Here is a 15960-nt window from a genome sequence, read left to right on the forward strand (position 1 = left end):
TCAACTTTTAATTAAAATGAAATATTTACACCTGCAGTAACTGTTTTTGGAATAAATACTTCCAAATTTGTTTGTGCTGAAACGCCTTGCTCAGGGTCAAATGGCATATTTGAATCAGCTACCCAAGTCCAAAGGTTAGTTCCTCTCACATAGAATCTCATAGTACCAATATGATACTTACCTAAAAGTGATTTCGGCATATCGTATCCTAATTCAATATCTCTTAAACGAATGAAATCACCTTTAAATAAATAGAATGTAGAAAAGCTTTGAGCACTTTTATTTCCGCCATATACATATTTGGGAATGTCTGTAATTTGACCCGGGGTAGTCCAACGCTTCATAATTCTTTGAACTTTATTGAAGCCTCCACCAAATCCAGCTCCATTATAATATGAGCCCCAAGTATCTCTTAAATAGTTACCAAAGTTGTAATAAAAATTAGCACTAAAACTAAAGTTCTTAAATCTGAAACTATTGCCGAATCCACCAAAGAATTTGGGAGATGCACTTTGGTAAAGCGCTCTTTGAGCAGCACCATAGTTATTTGTAGTAGCTTGTTTGGTTGCATCAGTATACCAAAGTGGATCACCATTTGCAGGATCAACACCCGCATATATACGAGCATAATAGGTTTGGAAGTCATAACCTACTCTACGAATAAAGACTCCAGATAAAATATCTTGATTATTTACCAACGCTGTAATCCTATTTTGGTTAGCAGCAATATTAAAATTCAAATTCCATCTAAAATCGCGAGATTGAATAGGAACAACATTTAAAGTAAATTCAACACCTTTATTTTCCATTGCTCCAATATTCTTGGTTACACTTGTAAATCCAGTACTTGGTGGAACAGGTGCAGCAAGTAACAATGATGTAGTATTTCTTTTGTAATATTCTATTGTGAAACTAACTCTATTTTTTAATATAGTTACATCTAAGCCAACATTGAATGGTTTATTTATTTCCCAAGTTAAATCTATATTACCAGCTTGAGAAGGTGCACTTCCAGGATTACCAATATAGTTGGAACCATAACCATATAATGGTAATGCATCATAGTTACCAATTCCGGCGTTACCATTTGTTCCATAGGAAGAGCGCAATACTAACTGATTAATAAATTTAATATTTTGCATAAATCTTTCCCTATCAATATTCCATCTACCACCAATTGACCAGAAATTACCATAACGACGGTTTAATCCAAAACGAGAAGATCCATCATTTCTAAAACTTCCTGTTATGATATATTTATCTTTAAAATTTAAATCAGCAGATGAGAATGCACCAACAAATGCATAATCACTTGCTGTTTGTGAAGCCGTTTTTGGTGTAGCACCAATTGCCGGAACTGTTAAGATTGTTGTGGGAGGAAAATTTGAATTTTGAACAGAAACAAAATATCCCTTACTCAACTGAGACTCGTAACCCACTTTTAAGTTCAAGTTCAAATCACCAGAACGCAATAAACTTTGTTTAAAATCTAAAGTATTCACCCAATCCCAGTTTGTATACCTAGTATAATATGCAAATGCACGACCACCACTACTTTGACCATCTCCGTAAAAAGGATTGTTGTATTGATTTTCCTCTAAAGTATTATAATCAACACCATACTGTGTTTTAAAACGAAGATTATCTAATATTTTATACTCTGCATAAACAGAACCTCTTAAACTTAACCCATGCAGATTTCTTTTATCCAATGCAGCAACTGCAACAGTATTATAAGTTGAAGCATTTGGAAAATCGCCGGTTAAATAGTTAAGTGTACCATCTGGCTTATAAGGTGATAAAGTAGGTAACAAGAAAAATGCACTAAGAACCGGATTACCGAAGGCTCCTCCATTTAATGGTGTATTTTGATCAGTAACTCCACCATTTAAAGTAAAACCTAAAGTTAACTTATTGGTTGCCCTATTCTCAATTCTTGCATTTCCATTAATCCTGGTAAAATCAGTAGCAATAGTAGTACCATCCTGTTTAAACATACCTCCGGATAAGAAAAACGTAGTTTTTTCATTACCCCCACTTGCACTTAAATTGTATTGCTGTTGCCCTCCAACTCGAGTAACGGCAGAAAGCCAATCAGTGTTTACTGGAGATGGGTAAGTGAATACTGATAAAAAGTTGGCGTTATAAATTGCATCTACATTTGATGGTGTAGCTTGACCAGCATTTATTAAACCTTCTTTAGTTATTGTACCATATTGATCGGCTGTAAGTGGCTGATAGGCACTATTTTTATAAGCAATTGAATTTTGGCCTACTTCTGCATCAAACTTAAAGCGTGTTGCTCCGGGCCTACCTTTTTTTGTAGTAACCAAAATTACACCATTAGCTGCACGGCTTCCATATATCGAAGAGGAAGCTGCATCTTTCAACACTGTGATATCCTCAATATCATCTGGATTTAAAGTAGAAAGTAAGTTAGCAGTAGTTGTTAAACGCGATACATCTCCGGAGTTTACTGGAATTCCATCAATCACCCATAAAGGATCTGCAGAAGCTGAAATTGACCCAATTCCTCTAATTCTTATTGCCTGAGATGAGCCGGGAGCACCAGAAGCAGCAGCAGATTGCAAACCAGCTACAGCCCCTTGCAAAGCTTTATCGACAGATGTAAAAGGTTTATTTTCTACAACAGCACCCTTAACAGAAACCTGAGAACCTGTTACTGTGTTTTTCTTTTGGGTTCCATAAGCAACTACAACCACTTCATCTAATTTTGAATCAAGTGGATTCATCTTTATTTCAACTTCATTCTTCCCTTCTATGAATACTTCCCGTCTTTCAAAATTTAAAGCAGTGATTACTAAATATTTTGCTGTTGGCGGAACAGTTAATTTAAAAGTTCCATTCTCTTCTGTACTGGTACCAATTTTCGTTCCTTTTACCACAACAGAAGCTCGTTCAATGGGTTTACCATTTTCATCTAACACCGTACCATGTATAGTACGATTTTGTGCCCACAATTGACCCACAGTCAACAATGCACACATGAGAAGCATTAGCAGTTTTCTCATAATTCTCTGTGTTTTAGTTTTAAAAAAGTTAAAAAGGATTTCAAATATAAGTTAACAAAACATTAAAGACATAAATTTTTATTAAAAAGTTGCAATAAAATTTATTTTTGATTAAAAAATAGATTTAAAATTGATTTTAAATAGAAAAGCTTAATTTTTTTTGAAAATTTCAAAAAAAATTAAGCTTTAACTAGAGTATTATTCAGGATATACTTAAAAAATTTTCACCCAAATTAATTATCGGTACATAAATTATTTAATGCCAATTCATTAGCTGAAATAGGCCAGATGTATCCAACATCATTAGGTCCTTTAGATTGTGCACTACCTTTAGCAGGAATAGTTTGTAACAAACGCATTAAATCGTTATTACGTAAACCTTCCCCTAAAAATTCAATTCTTCTTTCTTTCAAAATGGCATTAATTAAATCATTAGCAGAGGCAAAGCTGGCAACTGTATAAGTTGTAGCAGCATCTGATCGGTTACGAACTGCATTTAACAAGGCAACTGCTTGAGGATCAATTGTATTAGTGCTGCGTACCCTTGCTTCAGCAAGATTTAATAGCACTTCAGAATATCGAATTACAGGCACATAATCTGTATATGGGCTTGGCGCCTTATATTTAGTTAACCAATATTTTAATGATGAACCAGAACCAGTTTGAAGAATAAAACTTCTTCTTGCATCAGTAGGTAACCAAGTGGGATCGGCAATTATCCCATTGGCATTTAATGAATATTCTCCATTACCTACACCACCTAAAGAAGCAACAGGAGTATAATAATAAGCTAATTGATTTTGTGTTCCGGGATAATCACCGGCTGTAGAGGTCATGGGCATTGACAATATTGATTCAGTTGTAGTATAAGGCGTTTTAAATACTTGTGTAATATCAGCTTGTAATGCATTAGCTACACCTGAAGTGGCTGTGAAAGGTGCAGTTGCTGAAACTATTTTATTAGCTTCGGTAATAACAGCCGAATAGTTCTGCATACTCAAATACACCCTTGTCTTCAAAGCAATAGCAGTATTGCGGTGTGCACGTGTGGTGTTGTTATAAGCACTGCTGTAATTCAGCGGTAATCCGGTTTCAGCATCATTTAAATCTTTTATTACTTGCGCATATACATCAGCAACTGTACTGCGGGCCAAGTTTGACTGACCAACACCTTTAATACCTGTTAATCGAAGCGGCAAACCGGGTTTGCTGCCATTACCATCTGCATAAGGACGAGCATAATATTGTAATAATGAATAATAACAAAGTGCCCTAATTAATTTAGCCTCAGCTATGTAATTGGCTGATAGAGTTGGTCCGGCAATAGCGGATCCGCCTGCATTCATTCCATCAATAAATATATTACAACTATTAATGGTATAATAAGCTTGAGCCCATAAGTTAACAACAGCTGTAGCACTATTGGTTGGGTTTAAAGCCCACACATCGGAACCTGTAACCAGGTTACTGGTTTGGTTTATAAAATCCTCTCCACGTATGTCTCCATAAATTACATAGCGACCTCCATATAAATTACCATTTTTTAATGCACCATATAGCCCTAATACTGAAGCCTGAATACGGCTCAATGTACTAAAAGCTGATGCATCGGAAATAGAGGTTTGAGGAACAGGATTTAGTAAATTACGTTGGCAGGAAGCAAACAATAAGCTTGCTCCAAGTGCCAAAACTGATAGATATTTATATTTTTTCATTGCAAATTCAATTTTGTTGTGAATGAAATTAGAAACCAACATTTAAACCTACAGTAATAGTGCGTGCATTACCGGCTGTATTTCTGTCAACACCTTGTGCTGTAGCAGAGTTTCCATTTGAAGATACCTCTGGATCAGGACCGGGATATTTTGTAATAATGGCTAAATTCTGACCACTTACATATACTCTTAATCTACTAATTTTTGCACGAGATAATACACTCTGAGGAATATTATATCCTACAGAAAGGTTTCTCAATTTTACAAAGTTTCCTTTGAAAACATTGATATCTAATGGCATTGCTGATCCATTAGAAACATTATCGCCAAATACAGGTTTAGCATATAGTTTATTAGCGTCACCCTTGTTCTGCCATGCTTGTGTTAACATGTCAGTTGCATTATTCCAAAAGCGTTGGTCATGTAATCCGGCATTGGTTCCATAATACACGTAAAAACCAAGTTGGTAAGTAAGCATCACATTTAAATCGAAGTTTTTATAACGGAAATCGTTATTCCAACCACCATATTGCTTAGGTTGAACATTGCCATACATTACAGCATCATTAGCCTGAGAAATAGAGGTTGCACCGGTTGGCCCAATATATTTTGTGCCATCTGCATTTGAATAGTTAAACTGACCGGATGGAGCATAGTATTGATAATATACTTTATTACCCTGAGCATTTAAGAAAATTCTTCTACCAGTTTCAGGATCAACGCCGGCAGTTCTTACTACCCACAAATATCCTACTGCATAACCTGGCGCTGTTCGGTTTACTGTTTCTAGGCTAGAAGTTGAAGTTTGAATATTCGTTAAACCAGGCGCCAAAGCTGTAACCTGATTGGTATTGAAACTAATATTAAAGTTAGAATTCCAACTGAAATTTTTAGTTTCAATAATGCGAGCATTCAAATCAATCTCAACTCCTTTATTGTACATTGAACCAATGTTTTGCGGAGGATTAGAGGGCAATCCTGCAGAAGGAGCTTGAGCCACATTCAATATTAAACCATCAATATTATTGCGATAATATGCAACCTCTGCACTCAAACGCTCTCTTAACACAGAGAATGAGAAACCAACATCGGTTTTTTTACTGGTTTCCCACTGTAATGCAGGGTTTCCAACAGTATTAAAAGTTAAGGTAGAGGCTCCACCATACAAGCCTGAAGCAAAAGTAGAATATGGGGTATAATCACCTATACCGGCAATATTACCTACTTTACCATAGCTTCCTCTAATGCTAAAGCTGTTGAAAATATGATCTAATTTAGCTGAACTCCAGAAGTTTTCTTTAGAGATATCCCATCTACCGGATACACCCCAAAAGGTACCTTTTTTAACACCTAAAGCTGAGTATTCATCCTGACGTAGGTTACCACTAATAAAATACTTCTTATTATAATCGTAATTTAAACGACTGAATTTAGATAACAGGTAATTTTCACCATAACCCATTCCAGTAGCATTATTATTTATCCAACCTGCTTGAATCAAATTATAATTGGGGTCTGATAAACCTTGACGATTAATGCCATATGCTAATGATGTTCTACGGGTTTGCTCTGAACCAACCAATAAACTTACATTATGTTTTTTGGCAAAAGTATAATCGAATTGAGCAGTATTAGTCCATACCCATGTCTTGTATTTACCAAATATTGCACTTGCATAACCATTATAGCTGTAACCATCGCCTGTAACAGGTGACCAGAATAAATCGTTATCAATATTCAAGTAATCAATACCATAAGTACTGCGTAATGTAATCCAGTTTAAAGGCTTTAATTGCAAATAAGCATTAGACTGTATATGATTAACCTCATTATTAGAACGATTGAGATCTAATTGAGGAACAGGATTATAATAAGGAACTGAAGTACCTACAATATTGGCATATCCAATACTTGCACCATTAATATTATAAGAACCATCGGGGTTATAGGGCGAAATACTAGGAGGTAATACCAAAGCTAAACGACCTAAACCTGCTGTATTAAATGCTTCGCCACTCAAAGAGCCTGAAGAAGTAGCAGCCAAGTTCTTTTCGTTAGAATAAGATATTTTACCTCCAACTGTCATCACTTTATTCACCCTACTATCAACATTGAACAAAACATTTAAACGGTCGAAATTATTTTTACGAATAATACCTTGTTGAGCAGTATATCCTGCAGAAAAATAATAAGTTGTATTATCTGACCCACCGGATACACTTACATTGTGATTTTGTGAAATGCCTTGGCGATAAACATAATCATACCAATTGGTATTTACAGGTGCACCATTTGCGCCGGTGGCAATATTAAATTGTACTGCAGATTGAGTAGGGTTATTTGCTACTGCTGCATTTTTAAAATTAGTGTATTGCTGTGCATTCATCATTGAAGGTAAGCGATAAGGATTGCTAAAACCGACCCAACCATCATAAGTAACTTTTGCTTTTCCTGCTTTTCCTTTCTTAGTTGTAATAAATACAACGCCATTGGCTGCACGGCTTCCGTAAATAGCAGTAGCTGCAGCATCCTTAGCAACATCAATGCTTTCAATATCATTGGGGTTAATACTAGCTAATGGGTTTGCAGCTGCATTGGTTGAAGAGTAATCGTTTGTAAAACTGGGAACCCCATCAATTACTATTAAAGGATAAGAACTAAGTGAAATGGAGTTGGTTCCTCTAATTCTAAAAACTGGCGGTGAATTCAATACACCATTAGGTACGGTAATTTGCACTCCCGGAGCACGACCGGCAATACCTGCTTCAAAACTTTGAATAGGTTTGTCAGCTACTACTGCGCCTTTAATAACAGCAAGATTACCGGTTACCTCTTTCTTCTTTTGAACGCCATAACCAACTACAACCACTTCAGAAAGATCGCGACTGGTAGAAGAAAGTTAAACATTGATTTGTGTTTTATTCCCAAGTGGAACAAATTGTTCGTCCAAACCCACGTGGCTAAATTGTAATCCACGGGTTTTTTCGGGAACATGAATTGTAAAATGGCCGGAAGCATCAGAAACAGCAGAGGCTAAAACTTTTCTGTCGGGGCCAAGAGCATTAATAGAAACTCCGGCAATGGTAGCCCCTTTATCGTCGGTAACAGTACCGGTAATTGTGCGGGTTTGTGCCAATAATTGAAGTGAAACAATTATTGAGCACAAGAGCAACCAGAATGATTTTCTCATGTACGTTTAGTTTTGGGTTAAAAAATAAAATTTTAAATGGCAATTTAATTAAAAAGTATTAAGGGCAATATTTTTTATTAAAAAGTTGCTTTGAAATAAAAAAAAAGCCAAAATTTAATTTGGCTTTTTTAAAAAAATATAAACATTATTAATAACCATTATTTTGAGTAATGTTTGGATTTACTAGGATTTCATCTTTAGGAATTGGAAATATAATGTTTAATGTTGTTGGTGTAACTGTAATACTTTGAATTATGGCATTAGAAGCATCTTGAGCCTGTGGTTTTACAAAAGAACGTTGTAAGCGATAGAAATCCCAAAAACGATATCCTTCCCAAGCCAACTCTTTACCTCTTTCTGTTAAAATGTCTTCTAAAATTTGTGGTCCGGTTGAGGTATATCCGGAAAAAACAGGATCGCGTTGCATAGCGACCATATTCAAGTATTTCAATGCATTGATTGGGTCGTTCAAATTATAATAAGCCTCTGATAATATTAAAAGAACTTCGGCATAACGAACAATTTTCACATCATCATAATTAATAGGATCAATGGGATATTTCGTGATATAGTATGCAATACCCAATTGACCAGAACGAGTACTGGGATTATATAACTGACGCCTTACATCAGTGAGACTGTGGGAATTATAAAAGTCTTGAGTAGCTAATATATCTCCATAACTTCCAATCGGTTTGGGTACATATAAATTTGCAAGTGTGCCATCTGAAACACTATTATTTGCATCAGACGTAACCTCAAACATGGTTTCAACTCTATCAGTTCTTGGGGTAGTTCCTTTCCAATAGTTCACCAATCCAGTACTAGGAACTAGTGAAAAACCGCCATTATTTACCACATCTAAAGCAGCATTTTTTGCATTCGCCCAATCGCCCATATGCTGATATACTTTCGCTAACAAACCAGAAATAGCATATTTAGAGCAAAAGGAAGAATTTACAGTCCGAGACTGGCCAGTACTTTGAAATGTCATTGTTGTTCCTTGATTAAACTTGGCCAATGAATAAGCTTTGTTTAAATCGGAAATTGCCTGCGCATAAACATCTTTGATAGAACTTCTTGCAGGTTTTGCATTCTGATTAAACGATAGTACAATGGGCACCCCAGGTCCATTAGGATCTTTTGCATAAGGCAAAGCATAATTTCTACATAAATCAAAATATACCATACCCCTTATGGCATAAGCTTCTGAAAACAACTGACTAATATTATCGTTAGTGATCGCTAAACCGGAATTAATAATAAGATTTGCGTTTTTAATTGCTTGATAGGCATTAAACCAAATATTGCTCGCATAACCATCTGTTACAACCATATTGTACAAATTGAAGCCGGTATAACGCCCAGAGTTCTGGCTAGAAAGAAAAGCATGATCAGCCATCAGGTCGCCTTTTACTGCAAAAGTTCTTCCATAAAAATCTGTAGCTCTTAAAGAAGCATACAAACCATTTACTGCTGCATTTAAATCAGCCTCAGACTTAATAGCATCACTTAAAACAGAGGCGTTGTAAGGTTTTAAATCCAAAAAACTTTTTTGACATGATGCGAAAAGTAAAATGCCAAACAAAAGACCAAGTTTTGAAAATTGATAATTTATGATATATTTTTTCATTGCCTAAAATTTTAAAATAAATATAATTTAGAATGTAACATTTAAACCAACTGTTACTGATTTTGAGGGTGCAACAGATTGGTTATTGAAACCTTGTACTCCCTGCTCAGGATCGCTTGTTAAATTGTTATCATATATTTTTGTCCATAGATTACTGCCTCGAACATAAAATGCTAAAGCACTTAAATGAAGCTTGGTTAACACTGTTTTGTTTGTAAGTCTATAACCCACTTGAACATTACGTAACCTTATATAATCACCTTTATAAATAATTCTATCTGATCCTGTAGCTCCATTTGTAGCATCACCATAAACATATTTAGGCACATTAGTTACATCACCTTTTTTCTGCCAACGATTCATCATAAATGCATATTTACCTCTGGTTGGGAAACTACCGTCAGTAAAGAATCGTGCATAGTTATCGATAATATAGTTACCATAATTATAATAAAAATCAATACCTAATGTAAAATTCTTATAGTTGAAAACATTTCCCAATCCTCCAAAATCGGTTGGTGATGCTGATTTCCCTACTAAGAATAATTTTGCTGATGCGAAAGAAGTTGTTGTAGTAGATTTAGTGCTATCAGTATACCAAAGAGGACTTCCTGAATTAGGATCTACACCTGCCCATGCACGTGTATAAAATGAATAAAAGGGCTGACCAACACGCATTAAGAATGCGCTGCTTTGAGGATTATATTGATCTCCAGTTGGCAAATTACTTACATAATTTTTATTCCTAGCGTAATTAAAATTGATTTGCCAGCTAAAATCTCTTGTTTGTATAGGTGTAACTGAAATGGTTAATTCAATTCCTTTATTTTCTAAACCACCTAAATTACTAATTACACCTGTAAATCCTGTTGTTCTTGAAATTTGCTGACTTAATAAAGAGCCATCTGTTTTTCTAACATAGTAATCAGCAATTACATTAATTCTATTTTTTAATAAACCTAGATCAAAGCCAACATCAAATTGTTTGTTTTTTTCCCAGGTTAAATTGATATTACCAATATTATTAAATGTTCCACCTGCTACCCCATTATAATTATACCCGAATCCATATGATGGACGCCATTGATAGTTCCCTATTTCAGCATTTCCATTAGTACCATATGATGCTCTTAATTTTAAATTATTAATCAATTCTATGCGTTTCATAAAGTTTTCGTTCATAACATTCCACGCAAAGCCTACTGAATAAAAATTTCCATATGGGTTGCTACTTCCAAATCTTGAAGATCCATCCCTCCGAAAACTTCCATATAATGAAAACCGATCATCGTAAGTAATATTGGCATTTGAATAAGCACCAGTAAAAGCATAATCAGAAGAAATTTGTATTCCCAAAGTTGAAGTAGCTGCATTTTGTGAAGAATACAAATCAAGTTTTGGCGGAAAGCTTTGTGCAGATCCTTGTTGTTGTAAATAAGCATTTCTAGTAGCTTCATACCCTACCTTCACATCTGCAGAAAATTTTTTATTTCTATTAATGTCAAAATGATAATCAAATTGATTATACCAATTCCATAAAAAATTTCGAGTATAAATGGATAAAGCATATCCGGCAGTACCTGATCCATCTCCATGAAATTGATTATTGAACTGATATTCTTCATTCCCGTTATATTGCAATCCTAAATTGCTTGTGAATTTGAGTGATTTCCAAATTTTATATTCAATATTTTCTGAACCAAGAATTGTTAAAGCTTTCAGCCATCTTTTATCATTAGCAGCAATATATAGAGGATTATAATGGGCTGGGAATCCGAGATTATTATTTGATATGTTAAGTGTTCCATCTGGATTGAATGGATTTTGCGTAGGCCTTAAGACAAGTGCTACATAACCGGGATTGCCAAAATATCCACCACCTCCAGAAATGCCACTTGATGCCAATGCAGAATTTTGAACCACATCACCAACAGTTACTTTTGTTGTGAATGTAAGTCTATCAGTTGCAGCATGTGATACTTTAATGTTACCACTATACCTTGTTAAATCAGTCCCTATTGTTGTTCCCTGCTGTTTAAAATATCCACCTGATATAAAGTATTTTGTTTTTCCATCACCACCTGAAGCACTTAGATTATATTGGTTTTGAACACCCGTTCTTGTTACTAAATCAAACCAATGAATATCAACACCATTTCCATAGCCGTACGAAGCCAAGGTATTATTAATAGTAGTTTGACTAGCGTTAGCATTCACTAGTCCTTCTTTCAATAAGGTAAACCAATCATTCGCCTGAAGTGGTCGCCCTGCAGGTGGTGGCAGTATTACATTGTTGCTTCCATATTCTGCACTAAAATTAAATTGTGTTTTACCATTTTTTCCACTTTTTGTAGTAATGATAATAACACCATTTCCACCCCTTGAACCATAAATTGAAGTTGCAGCGGCATCCTTTAAAATGGTAACACTTTCGATATCATCCGCATTTAAAGTAGCCAATACATTTGTACTAGGATTTATATTAAATCCGCCTCCATTCCCGTTTGACAAATCACCACCATTCATTACAACCCCATCAATTACATATAAAGCTGCGATGCCGCTAAGGAGAATGAACCCACACCACGAATCCTAACTTGCTGGTTAGCACCTGGCTGACCCGTGGTAGCAACGGCTTGAACACCTGCAGCTGCACCTTGTAACATTTGATCGATTGATGCAAAAGGTTTATCGGCTAATTGTTCGCCACCTACTTTTACAATAGCAGCTGTGGTATTTGATTTTTTTTGCAATCCATATCCGGTAACCACCACCTCTGACAAATCTTTACTAGAAGCAGATAAACTTAAGTTAATTACCCCTTTGTTACCAATCGGAATATATTGTTCATCCAAACCAATATGGCTAAATTGCAAACCTTTTACACTTTCGCCAACATGAATTGTGTATTCACCATTACTTCCTGAAACTGCCGTTGCAATTACTTTTTTATCAGCCCCTAATGCATTAATAGATACACCAGCCAATGGCTGTCCTTTATCATCAGTAATTTTTCCAACAATTGTGCGGTTTTGTGCAAATACTTGTATTATCAAAAAAATAGATAAAAGCAACAAAATGAATGTTTTTCTCATTGAAGCAGTGTTTAATTTTGATTAATAAAACAATATTATTAATAAAATTTTAACAATCAAAAAAAAATTTTAGTACTTTTTAGTGAAAAGAGATACAACCTTAATAAAAGATTAAGGCAAAACACTACAAAACAAAAATTAAATAGTGAAAATCAGACAAAAAACGCAATAAATTAAGAATCAAAACCTAGTACACCTTAATTTTTCAAGTGTGCTATTGGTTACTTTTAAAAATCCATGATAGGAGGCTGTAAGTTCAAATCCGCCACGAAAGTTTGAAACAGTTTTTAATTTGGATACATTAACATCATAACTCATACCAATAGTCATATGCTTAAAATCCATTTTTATTACCGGAACAAAGGCATCGCCCCAGCGCAAAAAACTGCCAAAATAAATAGTATAAGGATCATCATTGTAAAACTTTTGAAAATCAAAACCATATAAAAAGCCGCCTAAAAGTTGACGGTATCCGTTTTGAGTAAAATAATCCGCAAAAGCTATGATTCGGTTTCGATCAGTTATTGGTGTATTCAGGCCAATGTTAAAAGTAATTTTTGGATATAAAAAATTTTCAATGGTACCTGTTACACTATGAATAATAGGCTTATTAAAATGCGCATAACCGGCACCGATATAAAATCGACCTGCATCGCCATATGAACTACTATAACTGATACCTGTTGCCAAGTCCCAATAGTTATATCCATTGTTTGTAAATATTTGCGATGAAGGTGCATTTGGATTATAGCTTCCACCCTGAAATTGATCGCCGGTTCTTACCAATGTGGGATCGAACTGGCTATATACCGGCCCCCCCATAAAAGCAATGGATAAATAAGAATCTTTATCATCACTTAACGATTTGCTATAATTAACAACCGGTAGAAATTGGGTTCTTTTCAATTGAATATCACCTGCCTGATCGAGTGTCATTTGAGCACCTAAAGTTAAAACGTCATTACTTCCTTGCATAGGTCTCTTATATTCAATACTCATGGCTTCTGTTCTAAATGGAACTGTTATACTTGACCATTGGTCGCGATACACTGTTGACACTCTTAAATCACCGGTAAAAACACCGGCTAAAGCAGGATTTCTCAATAAGGGTTGTTCATAAAATTGAGAAAAAGTAAGATCTTGTGCTTTTACATTTTGTACAAGCAAAAAGATTAGCAGGCAATAAAAAATTGGTGAGTAGTATTTTTTCATACCAATTGGATTTTGGGGCTTATTGGCCCATGACACAATTTAACCAAATCCTTTCATTTTTTTATATTTTTTATTTTAATATTGCAACATTTCCTTTATAAATATTCGGTAATCCTTTTTCGCATAAAACTTCACACACATATACAAACACATCGGGTGTAGCTGGTTTGCCTCGTACTTTCCCATCCCATCCGTAAGCGGGATCGCCGGGCATGAAATTGCTTCTTTCAAATAATAATTCACCCCAGCGATTAAATATCATGAAATGTTTTACTACTTTAATGCCTTTGCCTTGCACCATTAAAATATCGTTGATTCCATCACCATCTGGAGTAAATACATTTGGAATATATACTTCAGTTGTAGGGCAAAAAGTTTTAATACAAATTGTATCTGCACTTTGACAACCATAAACATTGGTAGCAACACAACTAATACAAGCATCTTCAACAATTTTACCTTGAGGTTCGGCACAATTATAGCATGACAAATTATTTGCACCACTCCATGCCCACTGCTTAATATCTTGTTTATCAGCCACGGCCCTGAAGTTGTAAATATCGCCTGCCTGCATTATTGTGTCTTTCCCAACACTTATTGGTGTAGGATTACCCACCATAATACTTACTGTTCCTGTGTCTGTAAAGCAATTGTAATTATCTTTAGCAATTACTCGATAAGTAGTAGATGTTGATGGACTTACACTCAAAGATGAACTTGTACCCAAGCTGCTACCATCAGGTGCAATCCATTGATAATTGCTTGCACCAACTGCAATAATTTGTTTTTGCTGACCAACACAAATAGTATCATTAGGAGAAACTAATAATGTAAAAGGCTGAACTACTGTAACATTTGTAGCACTCATTTGACTACATCCAAATTCGTTGTATCCAACTACATAATATTGTGTATTTTTCTCAGGCATTACAGTTGGTGTGCTACAGTTTTCACATATAATATTGTTGTTCTGATCTTTCCAAATATATCGCTCTGCACCTGTTACATTTAGTTTAATAGAATCCCCTTTACAAATACGTTGCGGTGCCATTGCAGCTACTTTAGGCAATGCATGTACAGTAATTTGTTGTAGGGCAGAATCAGCACATCTATTGATGGTACTTACAGTATATTTAACTTTATAATCGCCGGAATTATTGTAAATTACTGCTGTTACTGAATCTTGAGATTTGGTTCCATTTCCTAAATCCCACTGACGATAAACTATGGAATCTTGAGATGAAGTTACACCTGTAAAATTTAAGAGGGCAGTTCTACATACGTCTTGAACAGATTGTATGCTTGCTTTAGGATATTCATAAATCTTAACAGTGTAAGTTGCTTGTGTAGTATCACTACAGCCGGATTTTCCTTTCACAATTAATGTAATATTTTGACTGCCTGCTGTTGTATAAATTTGAGACAAGGTAGGTTGTGTTCCTAAGATATTATTATTGGCAACCCAACTCCATTGTTGAATACCAAACATTGAGCTGCTGGAATCGATAAATTGATAAGTAGCTTTCCCACAATCAAAAATGGCATGTAAACTAAAATCAGCTCTTAGTACATCAACTTTAATTGTGTCTTTTACCGGAATTGACATGGTACAACCAGATGCTGCAATTAGTTGTACAGAAGGCACAAACGTACCCCCCCTTGTGTAAGTGTGTTGAAGTTGTTTATTAGCAGAAGTTAATACACTGCCATCACCAAAATTCCAACGTAATGAATCGCCGGGCAAAATATTAGCATTAAATACAACAGCATTATTAACACAATTATAACCACTATTGAAAGCAACTGAGCGAGAAGGCACATTCACATTTAAAGGTAAGCTATCAGCATAGGTACAACCTTGTGCTGTTTGTGCCACCAATTTTACTAAGTATTGCCCGTTGTTTTTAACTGAATAACGAATACTGTCGCCCATCTGAGTACTTCCATCACTGAAATACCAAATTGATTTTATAGCAGGAACAGTTTTGTTAATTAATGTAACAGTATAGGGTAAACAAGTACTACCGGTGTCTTTTAATAAGATAGTAGCTTTTTGTGTTCCGATTATTGTAATCGGTGCACT

The 15960-nt window shown here is 35.1% G+C and carries 9 protein-coding genes; all 9 read right to left on the minus strand.

What is annotated here, in order from left to right; all coding sequences use genetic code 11:
- Positions 1-11: 11 nt before the first annotated feature.
- The gene (locus LX80_RS11640) at positions 12-3032 is read right to left on the minus strand and encodes a SusC/RagA family TonB-linked outer membrane protein (RefSeq protein WP_111296655.1); all 3021 of its coding nucleotides are present in this window, start codon (positions 3030-3032) and stop codon (positions 12-14) included.
- Between the two features lie 233 nt (positions 3033-3265).
- On the minus strand, positions 3266-4747 hold the full coding sequence (locus LX80_RS11645) for a RagB/SusD family nutrient uptake outer membrane protein (RefSeq protein WP_111296797.1): 1482 nt from the start codon (positions 4745-4747) through the stop codon (positions 3266-3268).
- 28 nt (positions 4748-4775) lie between these two features.
- Complete coding sequence (locus tag LX80_RS11650) at positions 4776-7616, minus strand: SusC/RagA family TonB-linked outer membrane protein (protein ID WP_211307757.1); 2841 nt, start codon at positions 7614-7616, stop codon at positions 4776-4778.
- A gap of 30 nt (positions 7617-7646) precedes the next feature.
- Positions 7647-7937 (minus strand): carboxypeptidase-like regulatory domain-containing protein, encoded by a 291-nt coding sequence (locus LX80_RS14585; RefSeq protein ID WP_211307758.1) that lies wholly within the window; start codon positions 7935-7937, stop codon positions 7647-7649.
- A gap of 148 nt (positions 7938-8085) precedes the next feature.
- Positions 8086-9570 carry a RagB/SusD family nutrient uptake outer membrane protein gene (locus tag LX80_RS11655; protein ID WP_111296657.1) on the minus strand — a complete coding sequence of 495 codons (1485 nt, stop codon included), beginning with the start codon at positions 9568-9570 and terminating at the stop codon, positions 8086-8088.
- A 27-nt stretch (positions 9571-9597) separates the two neighbouring features.
- On the minus strand, positions 9598-12081 hold the full coding sequence (locus LX80_RS11660; RefSeq protein ID WP_262509763.1) for a SusC/RagA family TonB-linked outer membrane protein: 2484 nt from the start codon (positions 12079-12081) through the stop codon (positions 9598-9600).
- A gap of 29 nt (positions 12082-12110) precedes the next feature.
- Positions 12111-12665, minus strand: coding sequence for a carboxypeptidase regulatory-like domain-containing protein (locus LX80_RS14670; protein WP_111296661.1), 555 nt, complete (start codon positions 12663-12665; stop codon positions 12111-12113).
- A 180-nt stretch (positions 12666-12845) separates the two neighbouring features.
- The gene (locus LX80_RS11670) at positions 12846-13877 is read right to left on the minus strand and encodes a PorP/SprF family type IX secretion system membrane protein (RefSeq protein WP_111296662.1); all 1032 of its coding nucleotides are present in this window, start codon (positions 13875-13877) and stop codon (positions 12846-12848) included.
- A 70-nt stretch (positions 13878-13947) separates the two neighbouring features.
- Positions 13948-15960, minus strand: a 2013-nt coding sequence (locus LX80_RS11675; protein WP_170120450.1) for a PKD domain-containing protein, incomplete at its 5' end; no start/stop codon positions are given.

Source organism: Hydrotalea sandarakina (assembly GCF_003254115.1).
Lineage (GTDB): Bacteria > Bacteroidota > Bacteroidia > Chitinophagales > Chitinophagaceae > Hydrotalea > Hydrotalea sandarakina.